This window comes from Pseudomonas sp. FP2196 (assembly GCF_030687715.1).
Classification (GTDB): Bacteria; Pseudomonadota; Gammaproteobacteria; order Pseudomonadales; family Pseudomonadaceae; genus Aquipseudomonas.
This window is the reverse complement of record NZ_CP117445.1, coordinates 2,905,777-2,930,512: the sequence shown is the minus strand read 5'-3', so window position 1 is coordinate 2,930,512 and position 24,736 is coordinate 2,905,777. Positions and strand designations below refer to the sequence as shown.

The window sequence follows — 24,736 nt, the reverse complement described above, 5'->3', positions numbered from 1 at the left end:
TAATGGAGGTTAGTCCAGAGCGTCGGGATGAAGTTTCCGGGCATTGTGCCCGATTCAGACTGATAACGCCCTGAATCGTGCCGAAGACACACCGACCATGAAAAATAAAAAAGTTCCCTTGAGGGGCAAAAGAAACCAAAATTGGTGCCGATAGTAAGTCAGCACCCCAGAACGGGGGCTATTTACAGTTGAGACACGCCATTTGCGAGGTGAGCAATGGGCACAGTTGTTAACGCACTACCTCCACAGACGCTTTACGTCACCCTTCGTCGCGACGAATTGCGCGAACTCAAGGCAGAGCGCGACCGCCTTCAGGGCGAAGTGGCCCTCCTGCAAGAGCGCCTGCAAGCGCTGCAGCCGGCCGAAAGGCGCCTGCCAACCACAAAAAAAGCCGCGCTCCCCAACAGCCAGACCCGCCACGGATAATCCGGGCAGGTCAGACAAGGCTTGGCCGGTCAAATCACGTTGACTTGCCTGCTGGCGGCAGACGCTTGAAAAAAGTCTCGCCGCCACGCTGCTGTTGATATTGGCGCTTTCCAAGGCTGGACTTCGAGTACCTGCCCGGCCTTCGCCATCGGAGAATCAGTTCCCCGTGCATCGGCAAACGCCTGCAATGAGTCAAACGCGGCGATCCGCCCTGCGATCCCGAACGACAACACGATCTACCGGCCTTCGACTGTGCGTGTTGCGAGGATTTCAGCACCGGGCTTCGTCTGGACCATCGCGTCCTCGCCGCGCCTATAGGTCACCAGTCAGGCTTCGGTACAATCGGCACCATAAGCCGCTACCCTCGCGCTCTTCTCCGGGCAGTGCGCTATTTGGCGCAACGTCAGCATTTGTTCCCTCTCCAGCTTCAGCATGCTCTGCCCGTCACTGAGGCTGATCAGCAATGCACCTTTAAAAAGATCACTGAGCCATTGCCAGCGTCGCGTACTTTCTGTACACGGTTCGCTCCAGAACTGTACGAGTGCTGATTGCATCGCCTCGAGCATCATTTCACCCATAACCCGAATGCCAATCTGTCTGTGCGGTATCGCGTTACCGCCACCCCCTTGGACGGATGTAACTCACAAACTTTTCACACGTTTTTACGGATAATCAGGGTAACTATGGATGCCTATGCAGCCGTCGGTGCCCGACGCGCGCGTTCGCCGCGCGTGTGCGAGTCAATTGAGTGGAGTGTTGAATGACGATGTTTAAACGCAGCCCCAAGTCTGCGACAGGTTTCGACTGGGCCGGTTTCCTCTGGCTGTTTGTGTTCTTCTGGTATTTTTCCGGCATTACCCAACTGCTGATTCAGATCACCGGCACTTCCGGTTTCACCGGGTTCCGTCAGGCGTTCGTGATGAGCGCGATCTGGCTGGCTCCGATGCTGCTCTTCCCCAAGCGCACAAAACTGCTTGCCGGCATAATCGGACTGGTGCTGTGGGCCTGTTCGATGGCCAGCCTGGGCTACTTCTTTATCTATCAGCAGGAGTTTTCCCAGAGCGTCATCTTCATCATGTTCGAATCGAACGTGTCCGAAGCCGGCGAGTACATGACCCAGTACTTCGCCTGGTGGATGGTTCCGGCGTTCCTCGCTCATACCGCGTTTGCCTATTTCCTGTGGACTCGCCTGCGCCCGGTGTACATGCCCCGTGGTCGCGCCATGGTCGCTGCCGCCGCCATCGTGATCGCAGTGGTCGGCTATCCGCTGGTCAAGCAAACCCTGCGCATGGGCACCTTCGCTCAGGGATTCGAGAAGTTCGAAACCCGCATCGAGCCAGCCGTGCCATGGCAAATGGCCGTGGCGTATCACCGTTATCTCGACACACTGGCCGACATGCAGGGCATGCTGCACAGCGCGAGCAAGATCCCGCCGCTGCATAACCTGAAGGCTGCCAATGCCGACCAGCCTTCCACGCTGGTGCTGGTGATTGGTGAGTCGACCAATCGTCAGCGCATGAGCCTGTACGGCTACCCGCGCAATACCACACCGGAACTGGACAAGCTCAAGGATCAACTGGCGGTATTCGACAACGTCGTCACCCCGCGTCCTTACACCATCGAGGCGTTGCAGCAAGTACTGACGTTCGCCGACGAAGAAAATCCGGATCTGTACCTGTCTACGCCGTCACTGGTCAGCATGATGAAACAGGCGGGGTACAAGACTTTCTGGATCACCAACCAGCAGACCATGACCAAGCGCAACACCATGCTCACGACCTTCTCCGAGCAGGCTGACGAGCAGGTATACCTGAACAACAACCGTAATCAGAACGCCGCCCAGTACGATGGCGACGTGATCGAGCCGTTCAACAAGGCCCTGGCCGATGCGGCGCCGCGCAAGCTGATCGTCGTGCATCTGCTCGGCACCCACATGAGCTATCAGTACCGTTATCCGCCGACCTTCGACAAGTTCAAGGACCGCAACGGGGTGCCGGCCGGCGTGCGTGACGACCAGGTACCCACCTACAACAGCTACGACAACGCCGTGCTGTACAACGACTTTGTCGTGTCGAGCCTGATCAAGGATTACGCCAAATCCGATCCGAACGGTTTCCTGCTGTATCTTTCTGACCACGGCGAAGACGTGTTCGACTCGGTCGGCCACAAAACCCTTGGGCGTAACGAAAACAAACCGACGGCGCCGATGTATACCATTCCGTTCATGGCCTGGGCCTCGCCGAAATGGAAGGAAAACCATGACTGGAACTTCGCTGCCGACCTGCAGCGACCGTACAGCAGCTCGCACCTGATCCACACTTGGGCAGACATGGCCGGTTTGAGTTTCGATGAAATGGACCGCAGCAAGAGCCTGGTAAGCGACAGCTTCAAGGTTCGTCCACTGCTGATCGGCGACCCGTATCAAACTGACCAGCGAGCACTGATTGATTTCAGCCTGATGAAGCCGAAACCCGCCTCACCCGCACCCGCGGATGTCGCGCAAAAGTAATACCGCGAAGGGGCCGAAACCGGCCCCTTTTTCATGCCTGCAACATTTTCAAATAACAATATTTCTCGTTTGATACTAAATCGCAGAACTACGCTTCGTCTTTGAACAAACGGAATTTTTCCCTCGAAGACAAGGAGTCGGCTGCGATGTTCGCGCCCATTACCCGTTCCATGACCCTCACGCTCGGCCTCTGCGGCGCCGCACTAAGCCCCGAACTGCTGGCGGAATCCGAAGCGGAAAAACCGTCGGAACCTGCCGCCACCGCGCTGGAACTGGCATCGACCAGCGTCACCGCCAAAGGCCTTGGCAGCAACACCGAAAACACCGACGCCTACACCTCCGGCGCCATGAGCACCGCGACTCGGATGAACCTGTCGATCAAGGAAACCCCGCAATCGGTGTCCGTGGTCACCCGCCAGCAAATGGATGATTTCAAGCTCGGTACATTGTCAGAGGCCATGGGTCAGACCACTGGCGTGGTGGTGCAGCACCTTGACTCGGATCGGGTCAACTATTCGTCGCGCGGCTATTCGATCACCAACTTCCAGATCGACGGAATGCTCAACACGTTCGATCGCATGAAGACCGATGCCGACACCATCATTTACGACCGCATCGAAGTGGTTCGCGGTGCAACCGGACTGACCACCGGCGCAGGCGATCCTTCGGCGACCATCAACATGGTGCGCAAGCGTCCGACGGCGCAATGGCAGGCGCTGGCCGGGGTCAGCGGCGGCAGTTACGACAATTACTACAGCTACGTGGATGTCGGCGGCCCGCTGGCCTTCGATGGTCGCCTGCGTGGGCGTACGGTCATGGCCTATCGCGACAGCCAGTCGATTCGCGACAAGTACGCGCTGCAACGCGAGGTCGGCTACGGGATTCTTGAAGCAGACTTGACTGATTCCACCGTGCTGGCGGTGGGTTATGACTATCAGGACAAACAGGTGCAAGGCTCGTCCTGGGGCACGTTGCCCTACTGGAATGCCGACGGCAGCAAGGCAAAACTGGGCCGTTCGACCAACATGGCGACGTCCTGGAGTTCCTGGCCACTCAAGGATAAAACCGCGTTCGCCACCCTTGATCAGGCGCTGGCGGGAGGCTGGCGTCTGAAAGCGGCCTACACCCACCGCACCAGCGATGTCGACGGCAAGATCTACTACGGCGGCGCCGGCTATCCCGAGGCTGACCGCAGCGGCATGGTCGCCTACACCTCGCACATGATCGGCACGCAGAAAATGAGCGTCTACGACTTCAACGTCTCCGGTCCTTATTCGCTGCTCGGCCGCGAGCACGAATTGATGCTCGGTTATGGCGAAGCCGAACACCGCTCCTATGCTCCGAAAACCTTCGCCGGCACGCTTCCCGCCAATTACGGCACGATCCGCGACTGGAAGTACATGGGCGAGATTGGCAAATTCTCCGACACTGTCAGCGATTTGACCGGTTCCAGGGGCAGCACCCGGCAAAAGGCCGGTTATATCGCCACGCGCCTGAGCCTGACGGACGACTTGCATGCCGTGATCGGCAGTCGTTACGGCAGTTGGGAAGGCAAAAATGCCGATTACTACTATGACGATAATCGGCAACTGACCAGCGTTGACACGACTAATCAGCAACAGAACGACATCTGGACGCCCTATGCCGGCCTGCTCTACGACTTGACCCCGGAGTACACCGCTTACGTCAGCTACACCGATATTTTCAAACCGCAGAGCAACCGCGACAGCAGCCGCAAATACCTGGAACCGGTGGTTGGCAGCAACTACGAAGTGGGCCTCAAGGGCAGCTTGCTGCAAGAGCGGCTGAACGTTGCAACGGCGCTGTTCTGGAGCAAGCAGGAGAACGTTGCCGAGCGTGACAATTCCGTCCCGCCGGATCCGGCCACTGGCGAAGAGTTCTACAAATCCAGCGGCAAGGGCAACAAGGTCAATGGCTTCGAGGCTGAAGTTTCCGGCGAAATCCTCAACGGCTGGAACATGACTGCCGGTTACACCTACACCCATTCGGTAGACGGTGATAAACAGCGCACCAATGAAAAGGCGCCGCTGAACCTGCTACGCATTTCCACGGCGTATCGTTTGCCGGGTAACTGGCAGGCATTGACCGTGGGCGGCGCGGTGAACTGGCAAAGCAGCATCTATGGCGATGCGCAACGCCCGGTCGGCCGCGATGCCGCCGGCAAGTTCATCACTGAAAGCACACGGATCAACCAGGGCGCCTACACCGTGGTCAAGTTGATGTCGCGCTATGCCATCGACAAAAATCTTTCGGCCTCGCTGAACGTCGACAACCTGTTCGACAAGAAGTATTACGAAAACGTCGGTTTCTACAACGGCGTGTACTGGGGCGATCCGCGAACCGTGACGTTGAGTCTGGACTGGAAGCTCTGACAGCGCTGCAAGACTGAACCTGTTGGCGGGATAACCCTCCTCCAACAGGTGTTAACCCCGAGTTAATTCCCGCCGCACAAACTTCCTCCCGAAGTCTGCTTCATGGATGAACGGCTCCCACTTGTTCAGTAGGAGGCACCATGAAAATCACCACTGCAGTCCTTGCCGGGTTACTCGCCCTTGGTTCCGCCAGCGCCTTCGCCGAAGGTGGCGCAGAACGCATGCGCTATTACTACGACAACTTTCCGGTACACCACGCGCACAGCGAGCAATCGAGCGACGCCAAAGCGCAAGAAATCCGGGTTCCAGCCGATCAGACGGCGCAAGTGACCGAAACCTATCGCGACTGAGTTTTTATTGAGCAACCGATGGACCTCCCACGGCTACGCGCTGGCTGGGAGAAGACAGTTGGGCGCCCTTCCGGGGCGCCTTTTTTATGGCTGCAAATCCTTGATCCAAAACAGCATGCGCCCGTGATTCGGGTCGAACATACCAGGCGCGAAGCCGAACTTGCTGTAGGCGTTTTGCGCTATTGCATTGCCTTCCAACACTTCAAGAGTGATCTTGCAGCAGCCGCGCTGCCGGGCGATTTCCTCGACCTTGCGAAGCATTTTCTGACTCAGCCCCAAACCGCGAAACTTGCTCATCACCGCTACATCGTGGACGTTGACCAAAGGCTTGCAGGCAAAGGTGGAAAAGCCCTCAAAGCAGTTAACCAGCCCGGCCGGCTCGCCACCGACGAAGGCCAGCACACTGAAAGCATGCGGTCGGCGCGCCAGTTCTTCAGGCAATCGGCGCAGCAGGTCAGGGTCGATCGGGTGACCGCCGCCCATGGGGTCTTCCGCATAGTGATTGAGCAGCACGCCGATGGCCTCGGCGTGCAGTGGATTGGTGTAACTGGCTTGAAGCACAAGAATTTCCGCGGAATCCATTTCCATCCCCAAACACACAAAAGCCCCAGCGCGCAAAGTGCTTGCTGAAGGGCTCTGCGACCTTAGCGCGAGCGTGATGCGAAAAGCAAAATCAAAAGATCAATGCCCCCAGACCAGCTCCTCGGTCCAGCCCAGTTCAGCGAAATCCACGGCTCGTAATCCGGCCTCGCCCAAGCAGAAAAACTCGTCCAGTTGCGGAGGCTTCACCGAGGTATCGCTGAGCATCGCGTGGACCTGACCACGGTGATGGATCTGATGTTCGAACAGGTGCGAAAGCAAGCGCAGACGACTGTCGTGCTGCGGGGTATCGCGGGCGATTGTCACGATACGTCCGAGATCGGCATCGCGCAGTTGCTCGCAATAAGCGATCAGCCGTCGGTCGACATGGGCCTGCTCTTCGCGCAAACGAGCAGCGTCGGTAAACGGTTCGTCAGCGTTGAAAAACACATAACAGTCCGGGTGTGGCTCATCAGCGCGCAACTCGCGCTCCAGCGCATCCACGTAGAACCAGTCGCACGTCAGGATGTGGTTGAGGGTCAGGCGGATGCCGGGAAAGAAACTCACCCGGGGCGCTGTCAGCTCTGCGTCGTCGAGTTGCGTCCATGCCTTGGCCAAGCGGTGATTGGCCCAGGCATTCTGGTAAGCCATGGTCAGCAGATGATGGGATAGCGGCTGAGTCATGTATACGCCCTCTTCACTCAAGCTTCGGCAAAGCGCTGCAACTGCATCTCTTGCAAACGGCTGAGGGTCCGGCGGAACGGGAATTCCAGATAGCCCTCGGTGTACAGCGCGTCCATGGCCACTTGTGCCTCGATGTACAGCGGTACCTTGCGGTCGTAGCACTCGTCGACCAGCGCGATGAAACGCCGGACGCCATCGTCGTGAACCGACAACTGCGGCAATTCACGATCACCCGCCACCACCCGCTGGGCGCCGTCTTCGGTGCCGCGAGCGATGCGCCCTTCGCGCTTCTGTGCGCTGAGGTTCGGCACGTCGCTCAAAAGGATAGCCCGATAGGTGTCGCACAGCGCGATGAAATCCATCGCGGCGAACGGTTGCTCGCACAGATCAGCGTAACGGCACCACAGCACGGTTTCACTGGCCTGCACGACGTTCAGTACACGATGGCCGACCGGCACAGGCTCGGCGCTGGACGATTGCCCGGCCGTCAGCGCTTTAAAGACTTCATCTAATGCACTGAAGCCCTCGGGAGCAGTAACAAAGTAGCGCTGCTGAATCGCCCCCGGATGCAAGCGATGATCCTCGGCGCCGTTGACCGCAACCACCTGCATATGCGCCTTGATCGCGGTGATCGCCGGGACGAAACGGTCACGGTTAAAGCCGTCAGCGTACAAATCATCCGGTGGCAGGTTGGACGTACAGACCACCACCACACCTTCGTCGAACATCACCTGAAACAGGCGCCCGAGAATGATCGCATCGCCGATGTCGTTGACGAACAGTTCGTCGAAGCACAGCACCCGCACCTCGGCCGCCAGCTCTTTGGCCAGCGCACGCAGCGGATCGGCGATCCCGGTCAACTGGAACGAGCGCTGGTGCACCCAGCCCATGAAATGGTGGAAGTGCTGACGCCGCGCCGGCACCCGCAGGCTCTGAAAGAACTGATCCATCAGCCAGGTCTTGCCGCGTCCGACCGGCCCCCACAAATACACCCCGGTGATCGAACGAGCACCGGCGTGCAAGGCTTCGTGGCATTTTTGCAGCGCCCAGACGGCATGCTCCTGAGCCTCATCCTGGATGAAACCCTTGTGTTCGATGGCGTGCTGCCAGGCGCTGAGCGGGGAGTCGAAAGTCATGCGCGGCAGTATGCCACGATGCCCTGCAGCCCCTACAGATGGATAAACCCTCCTCGCCCAATAAAACCTGACCTTTCAGGCAGTTTTATTGCGTTGCCCTCGCCGCTCTCTTCCGGCATCCTGCGCCTCCATTTTCTGACCCGGCCCCGCCTCACGGCACGCAAATCACCATGACCGCCTCTGAAAAAGCCCCACGCAACAACGATCTGATCTACGGCCTCAACGACCGTCCGCACCTCACTGCTACCGTGTTTGCCGCGCTGCAACACGTGTTGGCGAGCTTCGTCGGCATCATCACCCCGACCCTGATCATGGGCGGTGCCCTCGGCCTGCAAAGCGAAATCCCTTACCTGATCAGCATGGCGCTGTTCGTGTCCGGCCTCGGCACGTTCGTACAGGCCAAGCGGTTCGGCCCGGTCGGCTCGGGGTTGTTGTGCCTGCAAGGCACGAGTTTTTCCTTTATCAGCGTGATTCTCAGCGCCGGTTTCATGGTCAAGGCTCGCGGTGGCGGCACCGATGAAATCCTCTCGACGATCTTTGGCGTGTGTTTTTTCGCCGCATTCATTGAAGTGGTGCTGAGCCAGTTCATCGGCAAGCTGCGCATGCTGATCACCCCGGTGGTCACAGGCACGATCATTACGTTGATGGGCCTGTCGCTGATCAAAGTGGCGATGACCGACATTGCCGGCGGTTTCGGTGCGGCCGATCTGGGCGCGGCCAGCCATGTATTTCTGGCAGCGCTGGTGCTCGGCACCATCGTGGTGTTGAACCGCGTCGACGTGCCGTTCCTGCGGTTGGGCGCGATTGTGATCGGCCTGACCCTCGGCTATGTGGTTGCGTGGCTGATGGGCACCGTGGATTTTGCCAGCCTGCCTGAAGTGCCTCTGGTCAGCGTGCCGGTGCCGTTCAAGTACGGCTTCAATTTCGATTGGGTGGCGTTCGTGCCGGTGGCGGTGATCTTCCTCGTGTCGCCGCTGGAAGCCGCCGGCGACCTGACCGCCAACTCGATGATTTCCCGGCAACCGGTCAAAGGCCCGTTGTACATCCGCCGGATCAAGTCCGGGCTGCTCGCCGACGGTCTCAACTCGGCCATGGCCGCCGTATTCAACAGCATGCCGATGGTGACTTTTGCACAGAACAACGGCGTGATTCAGTTGACCGGCGTGGCCAGCCGCTACGTCGCTTTCTTTATTGCTGGCCTGCTGGTGGTGTTGGGGCTGTTCCCGATGATCGGTGCGGTGCTGCAACTGATGCCCAAACCGGTGCTCGGCGGTGCGGAACTGGTGATGTTCGGCACCGTCGCCGTGGCCGGGATCAAGATCCTCGCCGAGGCGGGCCTGCATCGACGCAACATGCTGATCGTGGCAATTTCCCTGGGTATGGGCCTGGGCATTGCCGCCGTGCCGGAAGTCCTGCGCGAGCTGCCGCAAGCGCTGCGTAACATCTTCGAATCGCCAATCACCGTCGGGGCGTTGTGCGCTATCGTGCTGAACATCTTCCTGCCGGAAGAATTCATCGAACTGGAAGAAGACGACTTCGACCCGGAAGCCTCTATTCTTCAGGTCATGGAAAACCCGGATGTCCCGGCCAAAGGTGAACCTGCCTCGCCAGCGGCTGTCGCACAGTTGAACCGCTAAAAGCGACGCCTGCGAAAAAGGGCTGCGCCGGCAACGGTTCAGCCCTTTTTTGTCGAGAGACTGTTTATGCGCCGCCTGCACGCCGTCATCCTGTCGCTACTGCTGCTGTCCCTCAGTGCCTGTGCGCTGTTCCCCAATCGTGATCCAGTGAATATCAATGTGGTCGGTATCGAACCGCTGACCAGCCAGGACCTGGAAGTGCGTTTCGCCATCAAGTTGCGCGTGCAGAATCCCAACGAAACCGCCATCGACTACAACGGCATTGCCCTGGATCTGGAAGTCAACGGCCACCCGCTGGCCTCGGGCGTGAGCGATCAGAGCGGCACCATCGGGCGTTTCTCTGAAGCCATCGTCAGCGTACCGGTCAGCGTTTCCGCATTCTCCGTGCTACGCCAGACCCTCGGCCTGAGCCAGACGCAGACCCTCGACAACCTGCCCTACGTGCTGCGCGGCAAACTCGCCGGCGGGCTGTTTGGCACCCTGCGCTTTAACGACAGTGGCAAGCTCAGCCTGCCCAAGGCCAGCGCCGCGACCTGGTAAAAATGCGTTGGCTTTGCACGTCTATCAAAGACACTCATGGAGGCCGCAGGTTTATGGAAGACACACCCACGCTGTACACCGAACGGCTGATCCTCCGCCCTTTGCAATTGGCGGATGCCGAGGCCGTACAGCAACAGTTTGCGCACTGGGAAGTGGTGCGATACCTCAATGCCGCTGTCCCTTGGCCCTACCCGGACGATGGCGCCCTCACCTATTTGCGTGACATTGCGCTGCCGGCGATGCTGGCTGGCAAGGAGTGGCATTGGTCGATTCGCCTGAAGGCCGCGCCGCAGCAGTTGATCGGCAATATCAGCCTGATGGATCAACAGGACAACCACCGTGGATTCTGGCTCGCGCCGGCGTGGCAAGGCCAGGGTTTGATGACCGAGGCCAGTGAGGCCGTGACCGATTACTGGTTCAGAACTCTCGGTCGCCCTTTGATGCGCGTACCGAAAGCGGCGCCGAACATCGGCTCGCGCAAGCTTTCTGAGCGTGCGGGGATGCGCTTGATTCGTACCGATGAAGACGATTTCGTCAGCGGACGCTTTGCTCGGGAAGTCTGGGAAATCAGCCGTGAGGAATGGCTGCAACGCCACTGATTTACAGACACACCATCGATCCATTGCAGGCGTGAGCCTGCTCGCGATAGCGTCGGATGAGTCAGAATCTCTGTCTAATGACACACCGCTATTGCGAGCAGGCTAACTCCTACAGGTTTTGTGTCCGCCAGCGGATTATGTGTTGAAACGCACGCCGGGTTTGGCGCGCTCGTCGACTGCTAACTCGAACACGTCGGGGCGCGCATAGTGGCCGACCACGTCGTAGTCATACCGCGCACGCACCAACTCATCCGTATCAATTTCAGCCGTGAGTAACCCCGCCTCCCCGCACAACGGCCCCGCCAGCACATCGCCCATCGGCCCGACGATCACGCTGCCACCGGCGATCAACGGCCGATCCGCCGGCCAGTTGGCCACTTCCACCCCCAACTCATTCGGCGACGCCTGCACCTGACAGGCGCTGACCACAAAACAACGGCCCTCATGGGCGATATGGCGCATGCTGACCTGCCACATTTCGCGCTCATCCACGGTCGGCGCGCACCAGACTTCAATGCCCTTGGCGTACATCGCCGTGCGCAGTAACGGCATCATGTTCTCCCAGCACACCACTGCGCCGAGCTTGCCGACCTGGCTGTCGAGCACCGGCAGCGTCGAGCCATCGCCCTTGCCCCAGATCAGCCGCTCGGTGCCGGTGGGCATCAGTTTGCGGTGCTTGGCGACCAGTCCGGCCTGCGGATCGAAGTACAACGCCGTGCAATACAGGGTGCTGCCGGCACGCTCGATCACGCCGATCACCAGATTGGCCCCGGTGCGGGCCGACAAACCGGCCAGCGCTTCGGTTTCCGCACCCGGTACATCAATGGCATTGGCAAAATACCGTGCAAATGCCTCACGCCCCTCAGGCAATCGATAGCCCAGTTGGGTACCGAATCCCTCACCTTTCGGATACCCGCCGAGCAACGCTTCCGGCATCACCACCAGTGCCGCGCCGGACTTGATGATCGCCGCTTCCCAGCGAAGGATCTGCTCCAGGGTTTCGCCCTTGCCGCCGGGCAAGGCACCGATCTGCAGGGCTGCAACGATTGATCTTGGCATCATCATGACTCCATCAGGTTCAGATGTTGCTGATTGTCCGGTGCACAGCCATCATGAATAAAGACCCGATCACTGCTGAATGATATGAGCCATATGAATATCGCCGAAGTCGACCTCAACCTGCTGAAAGTCTTCGAAGCGTTACATGAAGAATCCAGTGCCAGCCGCGCGGCACTGCGCCTTGGCGTGACGCAATCGGCTGTCAGTGCGGCGCTACGGCGTTTGCGCGATGTCTATGGCGATCAATTGTTCGTGCGCACCGGACGCGGACTGGCGCCGACGCTCAAGGCCAATCAGTTGAAACCGGTGGTCAGCGACGCACTGAACAAATGCCGGCAGAGCCTGGCGATGATTGATCCGGCGGCGCGTCACTACGACGGTCGTTCGGTCACCGTAGGGCTATCGGACGACTTCGAAATTGCCTACGGCCGACGGTTGATCGAGGAACTCGCCCGCAGCGCACCGAAACTGCGGTTGATCTTTCACCAGACCCACAGCCAGATCGTCGCTCGCGCACTGATGGAGCGCAGCATCGATCTGGCGATCACCGCCGGCGGATTTGCCGAACGCTTGCTCAGCCGTCAGGTGTTGGGTGAAGGGGGCTATGCGTGCCTGGTGGACCCGGCGAGCCTTGCGCCCGGCCAGCAGCAGATCGATCTGGAGGCGTTCGTCGCCCGCGATCACCTGCTGGTGTCGTCCGGTGGTTTTATCGGGATCACCGATGAAGGGCTGGCGGCGTTGGGCTTGAGTCGCCGGGTGTGCGCCTCGACTACGCACTTTGCTGCGTTGCCATATTTGCTGAAGGGCAGCCAGGCCGTCGCGACGATTCCGACGCATGCCGCCGAGAGTATCGCCGCGCTCAGCGGGCTGACGCTGCTGCCCTGCCCGCTGGCCTTGCCGCGCTACCCGATCGAACTGGGCTGGCGCACCAGCACACAGATCGATCCAGTGGTGGTCAAAGTCCGCGAGGCGATTGTCGCGTGCTTCACCTAGGGCTGAAACGGCGTTACTTGCTCGCCGCCATCAAACGATTGACTTCACTGCGCACCATGTTGGCAAACTCCGGTGGTGACATGCCGTCCAGTTCCGCACGGACCCACTCGGCCCATTTGCCCTTGCGCTTGGCGCGTTCGCCGAACAAGCGCGCGGCTTCACCTTTGGCTTTGCCCAGATTGTTCTGCCAGAGTTCGAACAGACGGGATTTCTCGTCTTCCAGCGCAGCGCGCTCTGCGAGGGATTTGTCGGCCAGATTGAAACTCATGGGGAATTATCCTGCTGCGTAAAATGGCGACATCTTACACGCTCGACGGAAATCTCCCGCGCAGGTTTTTATTCCTGACCTAAATTCAGTGCAACTTTTTACAAAGCGCCACACTCCATTGATCACTGTCCATTCAACTGCAAGGAGTCACCCAATGGCCCGCAAATCCGCTGTGCAAGCCGCCGAAGATCAAATCAAGGATCAAGCCTTCAGCGAACTTCAGGCACTGATCGAAGAGTCGGACAAACTGCTCAAGAGCAGCGCATCACTGGTCGGCGAAGAAGCGGAGAGCCTGCGCGGGCAAATCGCCCTGAAGCTGCAACAGGCGCTGGATTCGGTCTCCAGCGTGCGCGACCGTACCAAACCCGCTGTCGAGGCCACCGAAAGCTACATCGGCGGTCATCCTTGGCAGACCGTGGCGATCTCGGCCGGTTTCGGTCTGGTGGTCGGCTTGTTGCTTGGCCGTCGCTGAGCCTCGGCGTAATAAAAAAGGCGAGCCTGTTGGCTCGCCTTTTTCATGTCTGCGCAAAACTCAATAACCGGCCAGTTCCCGCAACTGCACCAGTGTCTGTTCATCCAGCATGACACCCTCGACCTGCGACTTCGCCCGCTGCAAATGCCGACGATCACCCGGCAATCGTTTAAGCCCAACCCCGTGCATCTGCCGCACCAGTTCCTCACTGCGCTCGGCAAAACCCTGCCCGGCCGCCTTGCTCGGGTCAATCACGATCAACAACTGCCCGGTCCACGGTGTTTTCGCACCGGGATGGTTTGACCAATCGAATTCAAAAGAAAAATTGCCGCCGGTCAGCGCCGCCGCCAACAGCTCAACCATCATCGACAGCGCCGAGCCCTTGTGGCCACCAAACGGCAACAACGCCCCGCCTTCAAGAATCGCCTTGGGGTCCTGGGTCGGCTGACCGAGGCTGTCCACGCCCATCCCGGGCGCCAGTCTTTCTCCTTTGCGCGCAGCGATCTGCACGTCGCCATGGGCGATGGCACTGGTCGCCAGATCAAAGACAATCGGCGCGGCACCGGCTCGTGGTGCGGCAAAGGCAATCGGATTGGTCCCGAACAAGGGTCGATCGGCACCGTGTGGCACGACGCAGGTCATGCTGTTGACGACACTGAGCGCCACCAGTCCTTCATCGGCGAAAGGCTCGACATCCGGCCACAACGCGGCAAAGTGATGCGAGTTGCGAATCGCCAACACAGCGATCCCGGCGCTACGCGCCTTTTCCACCAGCAAAGGCCGCGCAGCGGCCAACGCAGGCTGGGCAAAACCATTGCCGGCATCGACACGCACAAATCCGCTGGCAACGTCTTCGACCTGTGGCACGGCATGCCCGTTGACCCAGCCGCTGTTGAGGGTCGAGACGTAGCCAGGAATACGGAATACGCCATGGCTGTGGGCGCCATCGCGTTCGGCTCCAGCGCAATTGGCGGCCAGCACCTGGGCGACTTCGGTGGACGTGCCGTGGCGCAGAAAAATCGTTTCAAGCATTTGCGTCAGCGCTTCGATGGTTAACGATGACGAGACAGCAGAAGACACAGAATTGTGTGGCGCAGACATCTGAAGCTCCAGAATGATTATTGGAGGGAACAACAGCGTACGGACAACTTGCCCAACGATTAACCACGCCGCCCCCGCCCCCTGTCAACCCTTCGACGGCAGCAATGCCTGCAACACTTGCCAAGCGATAACTATCTACCACCTCGGTGTCGACCTCTGCTCCTAGTCTTGGGCCTCATTTCTCGCGCCGAGCGCGCCATTACCGAGAGTCGAAGATGTCCGATCCCGTCGCCCCGCTGCTTTTCCCTGAAACCCTGAATTTTCCCGGCCAGTGGAGAGCGTTGGGTAAAACCCACAACCTCAACAGCAAGGACTTCGATTGGCTGGCCCATGTAAAACTGGCCACACAGGCGCTGCGCAACAAGCAATCGCCGTCCATGGTCGCGCAAGAGATCCGTATCGCTGCCGGTACGACGCCCGCCATCACGCTGGCGGGCAGTTTCATACTCAGCGAGACCCCGGACGACAAGGGCGCCATCCTTTACACCCCTTACGACGGCATCAAGAAATACGACAGCCTTGCGACTCTTAAAACGTTACTCGAAAAGCGCTTGCAGGAGGCTGACGAACAGGATCAGACATTGGCCTTTCTCTCGCTGGCCCAGCGCAGGCAGGTTGTCGACCAAAGCAGCCTCACGCTGACATACGAAACCATCGACGGCGACGTGTTCGAGCATCAAAAGACGGCAATCCTCGCGTGCCAGCAATTGAACGCCGAGGCCATGCTGGGCGAGCTGAAGCAGTTGCCTTCGCTGACGGTCCTGGTGGAAACGATCCTTGATGAGCTGCTGCAGACGGATTTGCCGAACATCAAGCAGGCACAGACCCGGGTCAATTTCTACACCGTCGCGCCCGTCAAAGACAGTGTCCCGCAAGCCAGACACTGGCACGACTCTACGAGCCTGAGTGAGGCGGTTCTGACACTTTATCGGCATCAACGTTGGCCGACTGACCAACTGCATGAGTTTTCCAACCCCAGGCATGCACCGTTCGCAGGCGATCAGGCGATATGGGAAAACGCGCTGCTACAGGCATCGGGCAAACTCAAGGTCCTGCTGTTTGGCGAAATGGAACGCTATTGGGAGGCTCCCGCCAAGGCAGGTTCCTTGCGACGCACATTTTTCGGTGAAGCCCTGGAAGAACAGGCACGCGCCGAGCTGATGCTCAAGCGCGAAGCCGGCATCATCGATGCCAGCCAGTTTGCCACCCTGCATCAGATGATTCGCCCGGCAGCCCTGCCGACCCGGCGGCCGACCATCGAAAACGTGCGTCTGTGGGAATACGAACCCAACTTTGTCGAACTGGCAGGCTCGCTGATGATCAGCCACACCGACGCCTGCCTTTACACCCCGACCATGGGGCTGCAGGTGCTTGCCGATTACAACGATCTGAAGAGAACCGTGTTGAGCAAGTTCCGCGCGCCCGGTCACGAGGACGAACTGTATGGGTTGCTGGACCTTGAAGAGCGCAAACGCTTTATCAGCTTCGACCGGCCGCAGGTGACCGGAGAAAGCGTTGGCGGCGAGATTTTCAAAGTGCTGTTTGAGACGATCATCACCAAACAGAGACAGAGCATCGAATATGCCTTGCAGGTGTTCCGTCACAGCGACGGCGCCGTAGATATCCATGCCATGTTCGACAAGGCCCTGGATATTCGCGCGATGATTCATGAACGTCTGCTGGAACTGGATGCCGGTGAACGCTGGACCACACGCCCCGTGCTGGCCGGAGTTCAACAACCGTCCGAAGTGCGGGCGCAGAAAGCCGCAGCGATCGCGAGAACCTGCGAAGAAATCGAGCCCTTGCTCACCAGTTCATTCAAAGTCCAGCCCGTGACCCGCGTCGACGCACAACGCACTTACCTGGAAAACATGAAATCACGACTGGCTCATTCACTCTTTGTCGGGGTGACGGGTGAAGCGGCCTTGCGCGTGCTCAGTGGTTCACTGAAAGCCGCCGAACAGATGATCGTCGATACCGTGTTCCACTCCGATCAGCCCAGCCGCGACAATCGGCGTTCACTCAACGGTTTTCGGCCCGATGCCTGGTCGATCACACTGGACACTCCCGGCGGGAAGGATTCATCGACGCTAGCCCACTGTGTGTTGCTGACCGAACGGGGTGGCCTCGACGACTTGCACTCAGGAAGAGTGATTGTGTGGACGCCCGCGCTGGGACTGGAAGCCTTCAAGAGCATCGCGGTAGCGCGACAGGCGCTGAATCAAAGGCTCAAGGACAGCGCGGAGCGCCTGTCACTGTTGGAAAATCTGCTTCCACAAGAACGCCGATTTCATCAGCAATACACCTTGGGTGCCTTGCGGTTGATCGAAGACAATGTGCTGCACAACCGCGTGCAATCAGGCATCGAGCACTTCATTGCACGGTGTGACGAGCTTCGTCAGCGCTTCAAAGACCGAAGCGGACTGACTTCAGCGCTGGCCACTCTGACCCATACGGTCATCGATACCAATCTGCTGCGCACCATTCACCTGGCGAACGCCATCAATCAACAGCAGTCGCTTCCTGCATGGCTGGGAATGGCGCCGGTGCGGGAGCAGCAATTACACCTCGAACTGCTTGAGCAATGGCGTCACAGCGTGGTCGACCACAAGGACTACCTCAGCGGCATGCCTTCGCTGGCCGACTACGTCAACCGAACGTTGAAGTCACTGCTCGACACTCGATTCAAAGACAGCAAACTGGAACCGCAAGACATCGAAATCACGCCCAATCTGGCTTTGGCCGGGCCTGCCCGCCCCCTCACCGAGTTTGCGCTGAACCATATCAACATTGCCCAGGGTACCGGTTTCACAGTCGCCTCGAAAACCCGGAAAACACTCCCGAATGGTCTGAATCAAACGACAGTCAGGCAATTGTTGCTGTCGCTGGACATTCCCACCACCTTCGCCAAATCGATAACGGACGCACTCACCGATGGCCACCCTGAGGCCAAAGAGCGCAAACAACGTTTCATTCGTCAGCTCCCCTGGCAACTGCTGCAACATGCCCATGGATTGAAACTGCAACAACAACTCTCCGGCAGCGCCTTCGATTACCTCTGTCAGGTCTTGGACATACCGGATGGCATCGCGCGCACGACCGTTGAAGGCGCCCATGCGCTTGTGTATCCGTTGTCGTTGATCAAAACCGCAGGCGCAGCAGCCGTGGAAGCCTTGGGGGTGTACGTGATCGGCCCGGGCAGCGGCCATACCGGGCCGCGGGTCGTCTATGCGCCTTATGCCGAACAGTTGCTGCGCGAATTTGCCGACGAGGCAAGCCTGATCGCGGCAGTGAACACACCGGGCAGTTTTCAGGACCTGGTGATTCGCCGCCTGCCGCAGGCACAACAATCAGTGTTTCGGGGGCTGTTGCAGTCGAGCATCGGCGAGGTCAGTGAAATGACGCTGTCGGGCAACATCATCACCGGCAATCTTTTACACAGGTTCTTCAGCGACAACCTCAAGCTGCTGTCGCAACTGTTGAGCTGCCAGTCCAAAAGCACCGCCCAAACCGATTGGGACGCGGCGAAAAGCCTGTTCAGCCATGGCGCCAGCCTGATCTCGGGCCTGCTGCCGGGCAAACTCTCTTACGTAACGTTTCTCTGGCAGGCCTATAAGGATTTCAAGGATTCGGCGCAAAACCTGCAGGATCACCACTGGACGCAGGCCCTGAAATCGTTCATCGCCGGTGGCCTGCAAATGATAAGTCTGGGACGTCTGGCGATCGAAGACGCTGCGGTAATGCAGGTCGGCACGCAAACGACTGCGCAAACGACAACCGAAATACCGAGCCCCCCTTCAATCGAACCCGAAGGTAGTATCGACGTCACACACACGACGACCCCACCCGAACTGGTCGCCCCCACTTGGTCGCAGATCCGGACAACCTCGCCCCAGCGCACCGAGTTGCAACCATTTGAAACATCGGCTGTAGCGCTCGAGGATCTGAAGCTGGACGCGAAGAACGGCACGTACGAGGACCCGACCAGCAAACACACCTACACGGCCATTGCCGGCAAGGTTCATCGTGTCGAACAACCGGGCGTAGTCTGGCAGATCTTCAACGATGGACAGCCCGGTCCGTCATTAAGGCTGACTGGCTCGCGCCTGGTGCTGGCGCCTGATCGCCATGCAGTGCACTACGGCAAAGCGATCTCAAAATTGCACAAGCGTTATGCCTTGGAGATGGATCGCAGGGCAATGTTGAACATCGAAGCGATCGGCATGGCGCAGATTCGTCGCGATCATCCGCAGAAAGCGCAAGTCATTCAACACGCAGTCGATCTTGCGCGCTTTTATGCATTCAACTGCCTGCATAACCTGGCCCAGTTGAAAGCGAATGTTCCCGGCACTCGTCTGGACGGATTTCTCAGAGTTTTTTTTGGCGTCACGCAAGTTGATAGCGGGTTACTGGGCAAACTCAACAAAGCGATTGTGCCCATTTGTCAGGCGTTAGTGGATCCCGACGATGACCTGATGAACACCGATCGCTTCGTTGTCGGCTCCAATACGATGTTTTCACCCATCATTGCGTTCGTATTGACCCACGACGACCGCAAGATGGTTCATTTCACGGAAAACTTTTTCAACCAAAAACTGGATTCGTACAAAACGGTGCTGGGGCAACCTTTCGACATTGATGGTCACGCTCAAGCCGCGACATTGATCCACGAGTTCGCTCATCAATATTCCAAGGCCGAAGACTTTGCCACGCTGGAGTCGCGCCGCCCGTTTCACGACCTGATAACAACCTTCACGTTGTATGGATTGGCCATGAAGCACGAACTGGAAATGTTCCAGGCCCAGGCACTGTCACTCGCAACGCCCCGCGAAGAACTGTTTGCCCGCTGGAGTAAAAAGAAAGGCTCGTACGTCAGTCTGGACAAAATCCCGGGGGCTGAAGACCTCAGCAAATCGATACTCAACCTGACATCCAGCCCAACCCTGAACGAAGCACGCAACGCGTTTCTTGATCAGAACTCACCGGATGTGCGCATCGATGTGATTCTGCGCAACGCCGATTCCATCGCCCGGCTGATCTGCGAGACGGGCCGGCATCTGGATCCGGTGCCACAGCCCTGAAACACGCAAAAAAATGCGCAGGGGTTAAACCTGCGCATTCAGTCAAGTACGCAACTCAGTCTTTCTGGTCACGCAACACATTGCCCGACGCACCGTCGATACGGAACTCATAGACGACGCCGTCAGCTTTACGCCCTTCGCCCTCCCAGTAGCCATCGTTATCCGCCTCGATCTTGTAAATCTCCACGTAACCGGCCTTGGTCTTGGCTGTTTCGATGGCTTTTTCGATGGTAATCCAGCCAGCCCCCGGCTTGTCCGCCAGCGCGGCACCCGCAGTCAGCAAAGTGGCTGTAGCAATCAGGGCGGCGAAAGTCTTCTTGATCATTTTTTCACTCCATTTATGGATAGTGGTCATTGGCGTCCTGTTTTTTGGGCGTCTGAGCGAAAAATAAGTTCCACTTTGATGGGCAAATGCCATGACGGTTGTTCTCGGTAACTTCCCGGCAAGGTTAGAATGCGCGAAATCAGGACGAGTCAATGACCCAAGACACCCTCTCGGAAGCCGAATACGATGCGATCACCGATGCCGCCGCGCACTGGTGCATGCGTCTGCATGCCGTCGACTGCACGGACGACGAGCGTCGCGCATTCGAACAATGGCACGATGCGCATCCCCTGCATGCGTTCGAGTATGAAGCCATGCTGGAAATCTGGGACGTTGCCGAGCACTTGCCCAGGCCGGAACCGACGCTCGCGGTGCCGATTCGCCAGCCTTCGCGCGCTTGGCGCCAATACGCTATCGCCGCAGGTGTCTGCGCGCTGGCATTGCCGCTGGCCGCTTATACAGGCTGGAACCTCGGCTGGCTGCCCAACAGCTATCAGCACTTCTCGGCCACCGACAATGTGCGCCAGGTCACCTTGAACGACGGCAGCCAACTCGAACTCAACCTGAACACTGATCTGACCTTCAGCAACTACAAGGACGAACGACGGGTTACGCTGAAAAAAGGTGAAGCGTTCTTTACCGTCAGTCACGACATGGCGCACCCGTTTGTCGTCCGTGCGGGTGAAGGCAAGATCCGCGTCACGGGCACGCGGTTCAACGTCTGGATGTACGAGGATCAAGTGCGGGTGAACCTGATAGAAGGTTCGGTGCTGGTGAAAAGTAATACCGCTTTGCCGGGCGATGGTTTGAGTCTGGGGCCAGCCATGCAGGCGCGTTACAGACACGGCGACTACATACCGCAGATCAGCCAGACCTACGCCAACGACACGGCGCTGGCCTGGCGCAATGGCAAACTGGTGCTGGACAATCTGGCGCTCAATGAAGCCCTGCCGCTGATCAACCGTTACCTGGACAAGCCGTTGATGCTTGCTGACAACAGTACCGGTTTGATTCGGGTGGGCGGCATCTACAATATCAAAGAGCTGAACAACCTGGCCAACTCCCTGCCAAAAGTCTTGCCCGTCTACCTGACACGCAACAAGGAAGGCAACCCGGTGATCAATCCGATGCCGCAACAACCGCCAAAAAACTGAAGGCCGCGCCCCTTTCGGGATGCGGCCTTCAATTGTGTTTCAGTTCATGCTGTGTTTACTGCGCGGCGACTTTCCCCGCCTTGTCCACCGCCTCACGAATGGTCTGTACTTGATACTGCGGATCTGCCTTGATCTGCTGTTCGGTAAACGGCAGCACACTCCACTGCTTCTTCGAAAATGCCTCGGTCTGATCGCGCGAATACTTCGATGCCGGATCGCTGGACAATGAAAACGCCAGCAATCCTTGTGCGCGCGGCCCTTTGTCATCGAACGTCACCACTTGCAGGTAACTGGTACCGCTGACCACCTCAAGTTTGCCGTCCTCGCGTGGCACGCTCTGGATCGCGTTGTAGATCCCCAAAGTGCCCGGCCCGCCATGAATCGGCGTCTGCTGCCCGCCGCTGCTGACCACCTGGATATCCCCCCAACGGGTTTGCGGCGTGAGGCCCATCTTGCCTGCCAGTTCGGCCGACGCCAGCATTGCTGCGCGCAATTGCTTGGCCACCGCTGGTTGATCGACAGCCAGACCGCGCGGTGTGTGTTGCGCATCTTGTGGATCGAAGGCAACGCGCCAGATATCCGCTGACTCTTGCAGTGTTTGCATGATGTTCTGGAAATGCACCAGACCCGACCCCGAATCCAGATTGGCCCGCCCGTCCCACGCCTTGAGGCTGGCACACACCGGCTTCAGTGCTTGCGCGTCGGCGCCAAGGTCCGCGGCGCAGAACTTCAGCAGATCCGGCACAACCTGCGTCGCCAGATACACCTGATCGTCCATCACCATCTGCTGCAGATCCTTCACCGCCACCGAACCGTTCTTGCTCAGGCCAGCAAGGCGATCCAGGGCAAACCGGGAACGCAGACCCAATGGCTGCCCTTCCTGACTGATCAGCGGCGAGAAGCCGGTGAGCGGTTGCGCCGGGTTGGCCAGCCAAGCGGAATCGTTGGAGTGCTGGACGAAGTCCTTGCGCAGCAATTGCGGCAATTGGCTGGACGCATAAATGCCCTTCTGCGCGGCTTGCGGGTCGATGTCCCAGGCACAGCCGCTGTTGGATCCGTCCAGCACGATCATCCGCGTACCGGCGCGCGGGTCACTGCACTTGGCCAGTTTTTTATTACTGACGTTCGGCACCACCGACAGGTTCATGTACAGCGTCTGACCCTTGTCATCCACAGCGAGCGTATTGACCCATGGAATGCCCTGGATCTTGTGCACCGAATCCTGCAAATCCTGGAGCGTGGCGGCCTGATTCATTGCATACCACTGTTTCAGCACGCGATCGTTATCGAGGTTGGCATCACGCAGGCTGTAGGCGAACTGATTGTCCCAGTCGAGTTTGCCCGGCCATTGCACAATCGGCCCGAATTTCGAGCTGTAGATTTCGCGCGTGACCGGTACCACCTGCCCGTCGGCCTGTTTGACCTGCACGGTCACCGTCTGCTTGCTCATCGGCAGTGATTGGCCGTCGAGCAGATAACGCGTCGGATCTTTTGGGTCGAGTTGCAGACGATACAAGGTGAAGTGCTTGGAGGAATCGACCGTGTGGGTCCAGGCCAGGTGCTGGTTGAAGCCGATGTTGATCATCGGCAAGCCCGGCAAGGCTGCCCCCATGACATCCAGTTTGCCGGGAATGGTCAGGTGCATTTGATAGAAACGCATGCCGCCGACCCACGGGAAGTGCGGGTTGGCCAACAGCATCCCGCGGCCGTTGAACGAGCGCTCGCTGCCCACCGCCACGGCGTTGCTGCCACGGTCCAGGGCAAAGCGCTGCTGGCGGGCGTCCGCGATCTGGTAGGCGTGTGCATCGTGCTCAACCTGTGCCGTCGCCTTTGGCGGTGTGGCACCCGCCAGCGCTTCGGCAAACTGGCCGACACCGCCTTCTACCAACAGACGACGGGTCAGCTTCACCAGATCTTCAGGCGCTATGTCACGCACCCATTCGCCCTGACATTGTTGCGGCAAGCCTTGCGGTCGGCGTTCGGCAAGGTAGTGGTTATAGCCGGCGGCATACCCCTCGACCAGATCACGCACCTGGGCAGGCTGTGCCTGCCAGAACGTGTTGACCGCCTCAGGGGTGTTTAGCCAAGTGAAGAACACATCGCTGACGCGGTTTTCGCGCTGCTCGACGGTGAATTGATCCGGGCCGAAATAACGTGAGCGCTGGCCATTGACCGTGACGATCTCGTTGGCCAGCAGACACAGGTTGTCCTGCGCATAGGCGTAACCGATGCCGAAACCAAGACCGCGTTCATCTTGCGCACGGATATGCGGCACGCCAAAACCGGTACGGCGGATCTGCGCACTGGTATCAACGGCCGGGCTGAACGCCTGAGCGGACAGGCTCAGCCCGAAAAACATACCGGCTAGGGTCACTCCGGTTAATTGCCTGGAAATAATCACGCTCGCTCCTGATCGAAATGCCGAAGAGCGGATCTGGCGTTGCCGCGCGAAGAATAGGTCGGGCAGCGGATCCACTCTGGAAACACCCACGCGTCCACGCGCAATGAGCCTGTCCTGAAAACGAAGCGGGAGAAAAAAATTTAGGTCGATGCAGGGTGTTTTTTTCCTGTGATTACAGGGAAAGGACGAATATCCGACAAATTTTCTACATTTTTTCTTTCATGATTTGTCGAGCTGATACGTCTTGTTTAGAGAGTTCACAAAAACCTTTCCCGATCAGGCTCTGAAAAGGAGTAATCGCATGTACAACTCGCAACTACCAACGGACGGTAGCCAGGCCCCAAAAGGAGCTTCCATGAGCCCCCACGCGAGCGATTTCGGGCAACGCGTCGAGCGTCACGGCAACGAACGCATCCGCCTGCTGCTGAAAAGTTTCGGGCTGCGCACCAGCCTGATTCGTCTGAAAGTCATTGATGCCCTGCTGGTTGCGGCGCAAAGCGACCGTCGCCTGGGCGTGCGCGGCGTCCACAGCCAATTGCTGGACCTGGATATTCCACTGTCCTTCCTCAGTGTGCGCGAAGTGCTCAAACGTCTGTGCGCCGAGGGGGTGATCACCTTCAATGCCGACAAGAGCTACAGCCTGCATCCACAGGCTGCTGCCGTCCTCAACAACGACTGAAGCGCTTGGCGATCGCCGTCAGGGTTTGACCTTGCGGCGCATCACGCCGTTGATAATCACCACGACCACTGCCACACCAATGGCAATGTACTGGAACGTCTTTTCATCGATCTTCCCGGCGTTTTGCAGCCAGGACAGGCCGAGCATGATCGCCAGCACAGACACGGCGATCAGAATCGAATAAATCAAGCGTTGCTTCTGGGTCATTGCGGTTTCCTGAAACTTTGGAATGTATCCGGTTTGTATCTGCTTGCATGCCATGCACTTACCGTTTTACGGGGATGCGCCGCAGCAATCGGGGTCTCATGTTACAGCCGATGAAGAGTTTTGGCTTCATGACGGCATTACCA

At 58.6% G+C, this 24,736-nt stretch carries 22 protein-coding genes; 12 read left to right on the top strand and 10 right to left on the bottom strand.

What is annotated here, in order from left to right; translation table 11 throughout:
- Positions 1 to 216: 216 nt before the first annotated feature.
- On the top strand, positions 217 to 426 hold the full coding sequence (locus PSH79_RS13120; RefSeq protein ID WP_305443526.1) for a DUF6026 family protein: 210 nt from the start codon (positions 217 to 219) through the stop codon (positions 424 to 426).
- Positions 427 to 752: 326 nt separating this feature from the next.
- On the opposite strand, the gene PSH79_RS13115 is transcribed toward PSH79_RS13120, so the two are convergent.
- A complete protein-coding gene (locus PSH79_RS13115; RefSeq protein ID WP_305443524.1) occupies positions 753 to 1,004 on the bottom strand; it encodes a hypothetical protein in 252 nt (83 codons plus the stop codon).
- 182 nt (positions 1,005 to 1,186) lie between these two features.
- Here PSH79_RS13115 and PSH79_RS13110 point away from each other — a divergent pair, with 182 nt between their 5' ends.
- The 3 genes from PSH79_RS13110 to PSH79_RS13100 all read left to right on the top strand — a co-directional run bounded on the left by PSH79_RS13110 (position 1,187) and on the right by PSH79_RS13100 (position 5,678).
- Positions 1,187 to 2,935: a phosphoethanolamine transferase CptA gene (locus PSH79_RS13110; protein WP_305443522.1), complete on the top strand. Its 1,749-nt coding sequence runs from the start codon at positions 1,187 to 1,189 to the stop codon at positions 2,933 to 2,935.
- Between the two features lie 146 nt (positions 2,936 to 3,081).
- Positions 3,082 to 5,328, top strand: a complete 2,247-nt coding sequence (locus tag PSH79_RS13105) for a TonB-dependent siderophore receptor (RefSeq protein WP_305443520.1) — start codon at positions 3,082 to 3,084, stop codon at positions 5,326 to 5,328.
- 140 nt (positions 5,329 to 5,468) lie between these two features.
- Entirely contained in the window at positions 5,469 to 5,678 is a 210-nt protein-coding gene (locus PSH79_RS13100; protein WP_305443518.1) for a hypothetical protein, read from the top strand.
- Positions 5,679 to 5,762: 84 nt separating this feature from the next.
- On the opposite strand, the gene PSH79_RS13095 is transcribed toward PSH79_RS13100, so the two are convergent.
- The 3 genes from PSH79_RS13095 to zapE form a co-directional block, all read right to left on the bottom strand.
- Positions 5,763 to 6,260 (bottom strand): GNAT family N-acetyltransferase, encoded by a 498-nt coding sequence (locus PSH79_RS13095; RefSeq protein WP_305443516.1) that lies wholly within the window; start codon positions 6,258 to 6,260, stop codon positions 5,763 to 5,765.
- 99 nt (positions 6,261 to 6,359) lie between these two features.
- The gene (locus PSH79_RS13090; protein WP_305443514.1) at positions 6,360 to 6,941 is read right to left on the bottom strand and encodes a DinB family protein; all 582 of its coding nucleotides are present in this window, start codon (positions 6,939 to 6,941) and stop codon (positions 6,360 to 6,362) included.
- Positions 6,942 to 6,958: 17 nt separating this feature from the next.
- Positions 6,959 to 8,077: a cell division protein ZapE gene (gene zapE, locus PSH79_RS13085; RefSeq protein ID WP_305443512.1), complete on the bottom strand. Its 1,119-nt coding sequence runs from the start codon at positions 8,075 to 8,077 to the stop codon at positions 6,959 to 6,961.
- A gap of 170 nt (positions 8,078 to 8,247) precedes the next feature.
- Between zapE and PSH79_RS13080 the strand changes: the two genes are divergently transcribed.
- The 3 genes from PSH79_RS13080 (at position 8,248) to PSH79_RS13070 (ending at position 10,853) form a co-directional block, all read left to right on the top strand.
- Entirely contained in the window at positions 8,248 to 9,714 is a 1,467-nt protein-coding gene (locus PSH79_RS13080) for a nucleobase:cation symporter-2 family protein (RefSeq protein ID WP_305443510.1), read from the top strand.
- A 66-nt stretch (positions 9,715 to 9,780) separates the two neighbouring features.
- The gene (locus PSH79_RS13075) at positions 9,781 to 10,254 is read left to right on the top strand and encodes an LEA type 2 family protein (RefSeq protein ID WP_305443507.1); all 474 of its coding nucleotides are present in this window, start codon (positions 9,781 to 9,783) and stop codon (positions 10,252 to 10,254) included.
- A gap of 53 nt (positions 10,255 to 10,307) precedes the next feature.
- Positions 10,308 to 10,853, top strand: a complete 546-nt coding sequence (locus tag PSH79_RS13070) for a GNAT family N-acetyltransferase (protein ID WP_305443505.1) — start codon at positions 10,308 to 10,310, stop codon at positions 10,851 to 10,853.
- A gap of 135 nt (positions 10,854 to 10,988) precedes the next feature.
- Here the strand turns inward: PSH79_RS13070 and PSH79_RS13065 are convergent, their stop codons facing one another.
- Positions 10,989 to 11,912, bottom strand: coding sequence for a carbon-nitrogen hydrolase family protein (locus PSH79_RS13065; RefSeq protein ID WP_305443503.1), 924 nt, complete (start codon positions 11,910 to 11,912; stop codon positions 10,989 to 10,991).
- An 84-nt stretch (positions 11,913 to 11,996) separates the two neighbouring features.
- On the opposite strand from PSH79_RS13065, the gene PSH79_RS13060 reads away from it, so the two are divergent.
- Complete coding sequence (locus PSH79_RS13060; protein WP_305443501.1) at positions 11,997 to 12,905, top strand: LysR family transcriptional regulator; 909 nt, start codon at positions 11,997 to 11,999, stop codon at positions 12,903 to 12,905.
- A gap of 13 nt (positions 12,906 to 12,918) precedes the next feature.
- Here PSH79_RS13060 and PSH79_RS13055 read toward each other — a convergent pair whose 3' ends face one another.
- Complete coding sequence (locus tag PSH79_RS13055; protein ID WP_095189013.1) at positions 12,919 to 13,173, bottom strand: hypothetical protein; 255 nt, start codon at positions 13,171 to 13,173, stop codon at positions 12,919 to 12,921.
- Between the two features lie 154 nt (positions 13,174 to 13,327).
- Here PSH79_RS13055 and PSH79_RS13050 point away from each other — a divergent pair, with 154 nt between their 5' ends.
- The gene (locus PSH79_RS13050) at positions 13,328 to 13,645 is read left to right on the top strand and encodes a YqjD family protein (RefSeq protein WP_305443499.1); all 318 of its coding nucleotides are present in this window, start codon (positions 13,328 to 13,330) and stop codon (positions 13,643 to 13,645) included.
- A 60-nt stretch (positions 13,646 to 13,705) separates the two neighbouring features.
- On the opposite strand, the gene PSH79_RS13045 is transcribed toward PSH79_RS13050, so the two are convergent.
- Positions 13,706 to 14,746, bottom strand: a complete 1,041-nt coding sequence (locus PSH79_RS13045) for an Ldh family oxidoreductase (RefSeq protein ID WP_305443498.1) — start codon at positions 14,744 to 14,746, stop codon at positions 13,706 to 13,708.
- A gap of 215 nt (positions 14,747 to 14,961) precedes the next feature.
- Between PSH79_RS13045 and PSH79_RS13040 the strand changes: the two genes are divergently transcribed.
- Positions 14,962 to 19,827, top strand: coding sequence for a dermonecrotic toxin domain-containing protein (locus PSH79_RS13040; protein WP_305443497.1), 4,866 nt, complete (start codon positions 14,962 to 14,964; stop codon positions 19,825 to 19,827).
- 55 nt (positions 19,828 to 19,882) lie between these two features.
- Here PSH79_RS13040 and PSH79_RS13035 read toward each other — a convergent pair whose 3' ends face one another.
- Complete coding sequence (locus PSH79_RS13035) at positions 19,883 to 20,152, bottom strand: PepSY domain-containing protein (RefSeq protein ID WP_305443496.1); 270 nt, start codon at positions 20,150 to 20,152, stop codon at positions 19,883 to 19,885.
- Positions 20,153 to 20,304: 152 nt separating this feature from the next.
- Between PSH79_RS13035 and PSH79_RS13030 the strand changes: the two genes are divergently transcribed.
- The gene (locus PSH79_RS13030) at positions 20,305 to 21,306 is read left to right on the top strand and encodes a FecR family protein (RefSeq protein ID WP_305443495.1); all 1,002 of its coding nucleotides are present in this window, start codon (positions 20,305 to 20,307) and stop codon (positions 21,304 to 21,306) included.
- Between the two features lie 55 nt (positions 21,307 to 21,361).
- Here the strand turns inward: PSH79_RS13030 and PSH79_RS13025 are convergent, their stop codons facing one another.
- The gene (locus tag PSH79_RS13025) at positions 21,362 to 23,707 is read right to left on the bottom strand and encodes an acylase (protein ID WP_305443494.1); all 2,346 of its coding nucleotides are present in this window, start codon (positions 23,705 to 23,707) and stop codon (positions 21,362 to 21,364) included.
- A gap of 301 nt (positions 23,708 to 24,008) precedes the next feature.
- On the opposite strand from PSH79_RS13025, the gene PSH79_RS13020 reads away from it, so the two are divergent.
- A complete protein-coding gene (locus PSH79_RS13020) occupies positions 24,009 to 24,386 on the top strand; it encodes a fe2+ zn2+ uptake regulation protein (protein ID WP_305443491.1) in 378 nt (125 codons plus the stop codon).
- A gap of 18 nt (positions 24,387 to 24,404) precedes the next feature.
- Here PSH79_RS13020 and PSH79_RS13015 read toward each other — a convergent pair whose 3' ends face one another.
- Entirely contained in the window at positions 24,405 to 24,593 is a 189-nt protein-coding gene (locus PSH79_RS13015) for a hypothetical protein (protein ID WP_187678337.1), read from the bottom strand.
- Positions 24,594 to 24,736: the final 143 nt, after the last annotated feature.

Coding starts and splice junctions, on each gene's coding strand:
- PSH79_RS13120 (WP_305443526.1), top strand. CDS start 217: ATGGGCACAGTTGTTAACGCACTACCTCCACAGACGCTTTACGTCACC.
- PSH79_RS13115 (WP_305443524.1), bottom strand. CDS start 1,004: ATGGGTGAAATGATGCTCGAGGCGATGCAATCAGCACTCGTACAGTTC.
- PSH79_RS13110 (WP_305443522.1), top strand. CDS start 1,187: ATGACGATGTTTAAACGCAGCCCCAAGTCTGCGACAGGTTTCGACTGG.
- PSH79_RS13105 (WP_305443520.1), top strand. CDS start 3,082: ATGTTCGCGCCCATTACCCGTTCCATGACCCTCACGCTCGGCCTCTGC.
- PSH79_RS13100 (WP_305443518.1), top strand. CDS start 5,469: ATGAAAATCACCACTGCAGTCCTTGCCGGGTTACTCGCCCTTGGTTCC.
- PSH79_RS13095 (WP_305443516.1), bottom strand. CDS start 6,260: ATGGATTCCGCGGAAATTCTTGTGCTTCAAGCCAGTTACACCAATCCA.
- PSH79_RS13090 (WP_305443514.1), bottom strand. CDS start 6,941: ATGACTCAGCCGCTATCCCATCATCTGCTGACCATGGCTTACCAGAAT.
- zapE (WP_305443512.1), bottom strand. CDS start 8,077: ATGACTTTCGACTCCCCGCTCAGCGCCTGGCAGCACGCCATCGAACAC.
- PSH79_RS13080 (WP_305443510.1), top strand. CDS start 8,248: ATGACCGCCTCTGAAAAAGCCCCACGCAACAACGATCTGATCTACGGC.
- PSH79_RS13075 (WP_305443507.1), top strand. CDS start 9,781: ATGCGCCGCCTGCACGCCGTCATCCTGTCGCTACTGCTGCTGTCCCTC.
- PSH79_RS13070 (WP_305443505.1), top strand. CDS start 10,308: ATGGAAGACACACCCACGCTGTACACCGAACGGCTGATCCTCCGCCCT.
- PSH79_RS13065 (WP_305443503.1), bottom strand. CDS start 11,912: ATGCCAAGATCAATCGTTGCAGCCCTGCAGATCGGTGCCTTGCCCGGC.
- PSH79_RS13060 (WP_305443501.1), top strand. CDS start 11,997: ATGAGCCATATGAATATCGCCGAAGTCGACCTCAACCTGCTGAAAGTC.
- PSH79_RS13055 (WP_095189013.1), bottom strand. CDS start 13,173: ATGAGTTTCAATCTGGCCGACAAATCCCTCGCAGAGCGCGCTGCGCTG.
- PSH79_RS13050 (WP_305443499.1), top strand. CDS start 13,328: ATGGCCCGCAAATCCGCTGTGCAAGCCGCCGAAGATCAAATCAAGGAT.
- PSH79_RS13045 (WP_305443498.1), bottom strand. CDS start 14,746: ATGTCTGCGCCACACAATTCTGTGTCTTCTGCTGTCTCGTCATCGTTA.
- PSH79_RS13040 (WP_305443497.1), top strand. CDS start 14,962: ATGTCCGATCCCGTCGCCCCGCTGCTTTTCCCTGAAACCCTGAATTTT.
- PSH79_RS13035 (WP_305443496.1), bottom strand. CDS start 20,152: ATGATCAAGAAGACTTTCGCCGCCCTGATTGCTACAGCCACTTTGCTG.
- PSH79_RS13030 (WP_305443495.1), top strand. CDS start 20,305: ATGACCCAAGACACCCTCTCGGAAGCCGAATACGATGCGATCACCGAT.
- PSH79_RS13020 (WP_305443491.1), top strand. CDS start 24,009: ATGTACAACTCGCAACTACCAACGGACGGTAGCCAGGCCCCAAAAGGA.
- PSH79_RS13015 (WP_187678337.1), bottom strand. CDS start 24,593: ATGACCCAGAAGCAACGCTTGATTTATTCGATTCTGATCGCCGTGTCT.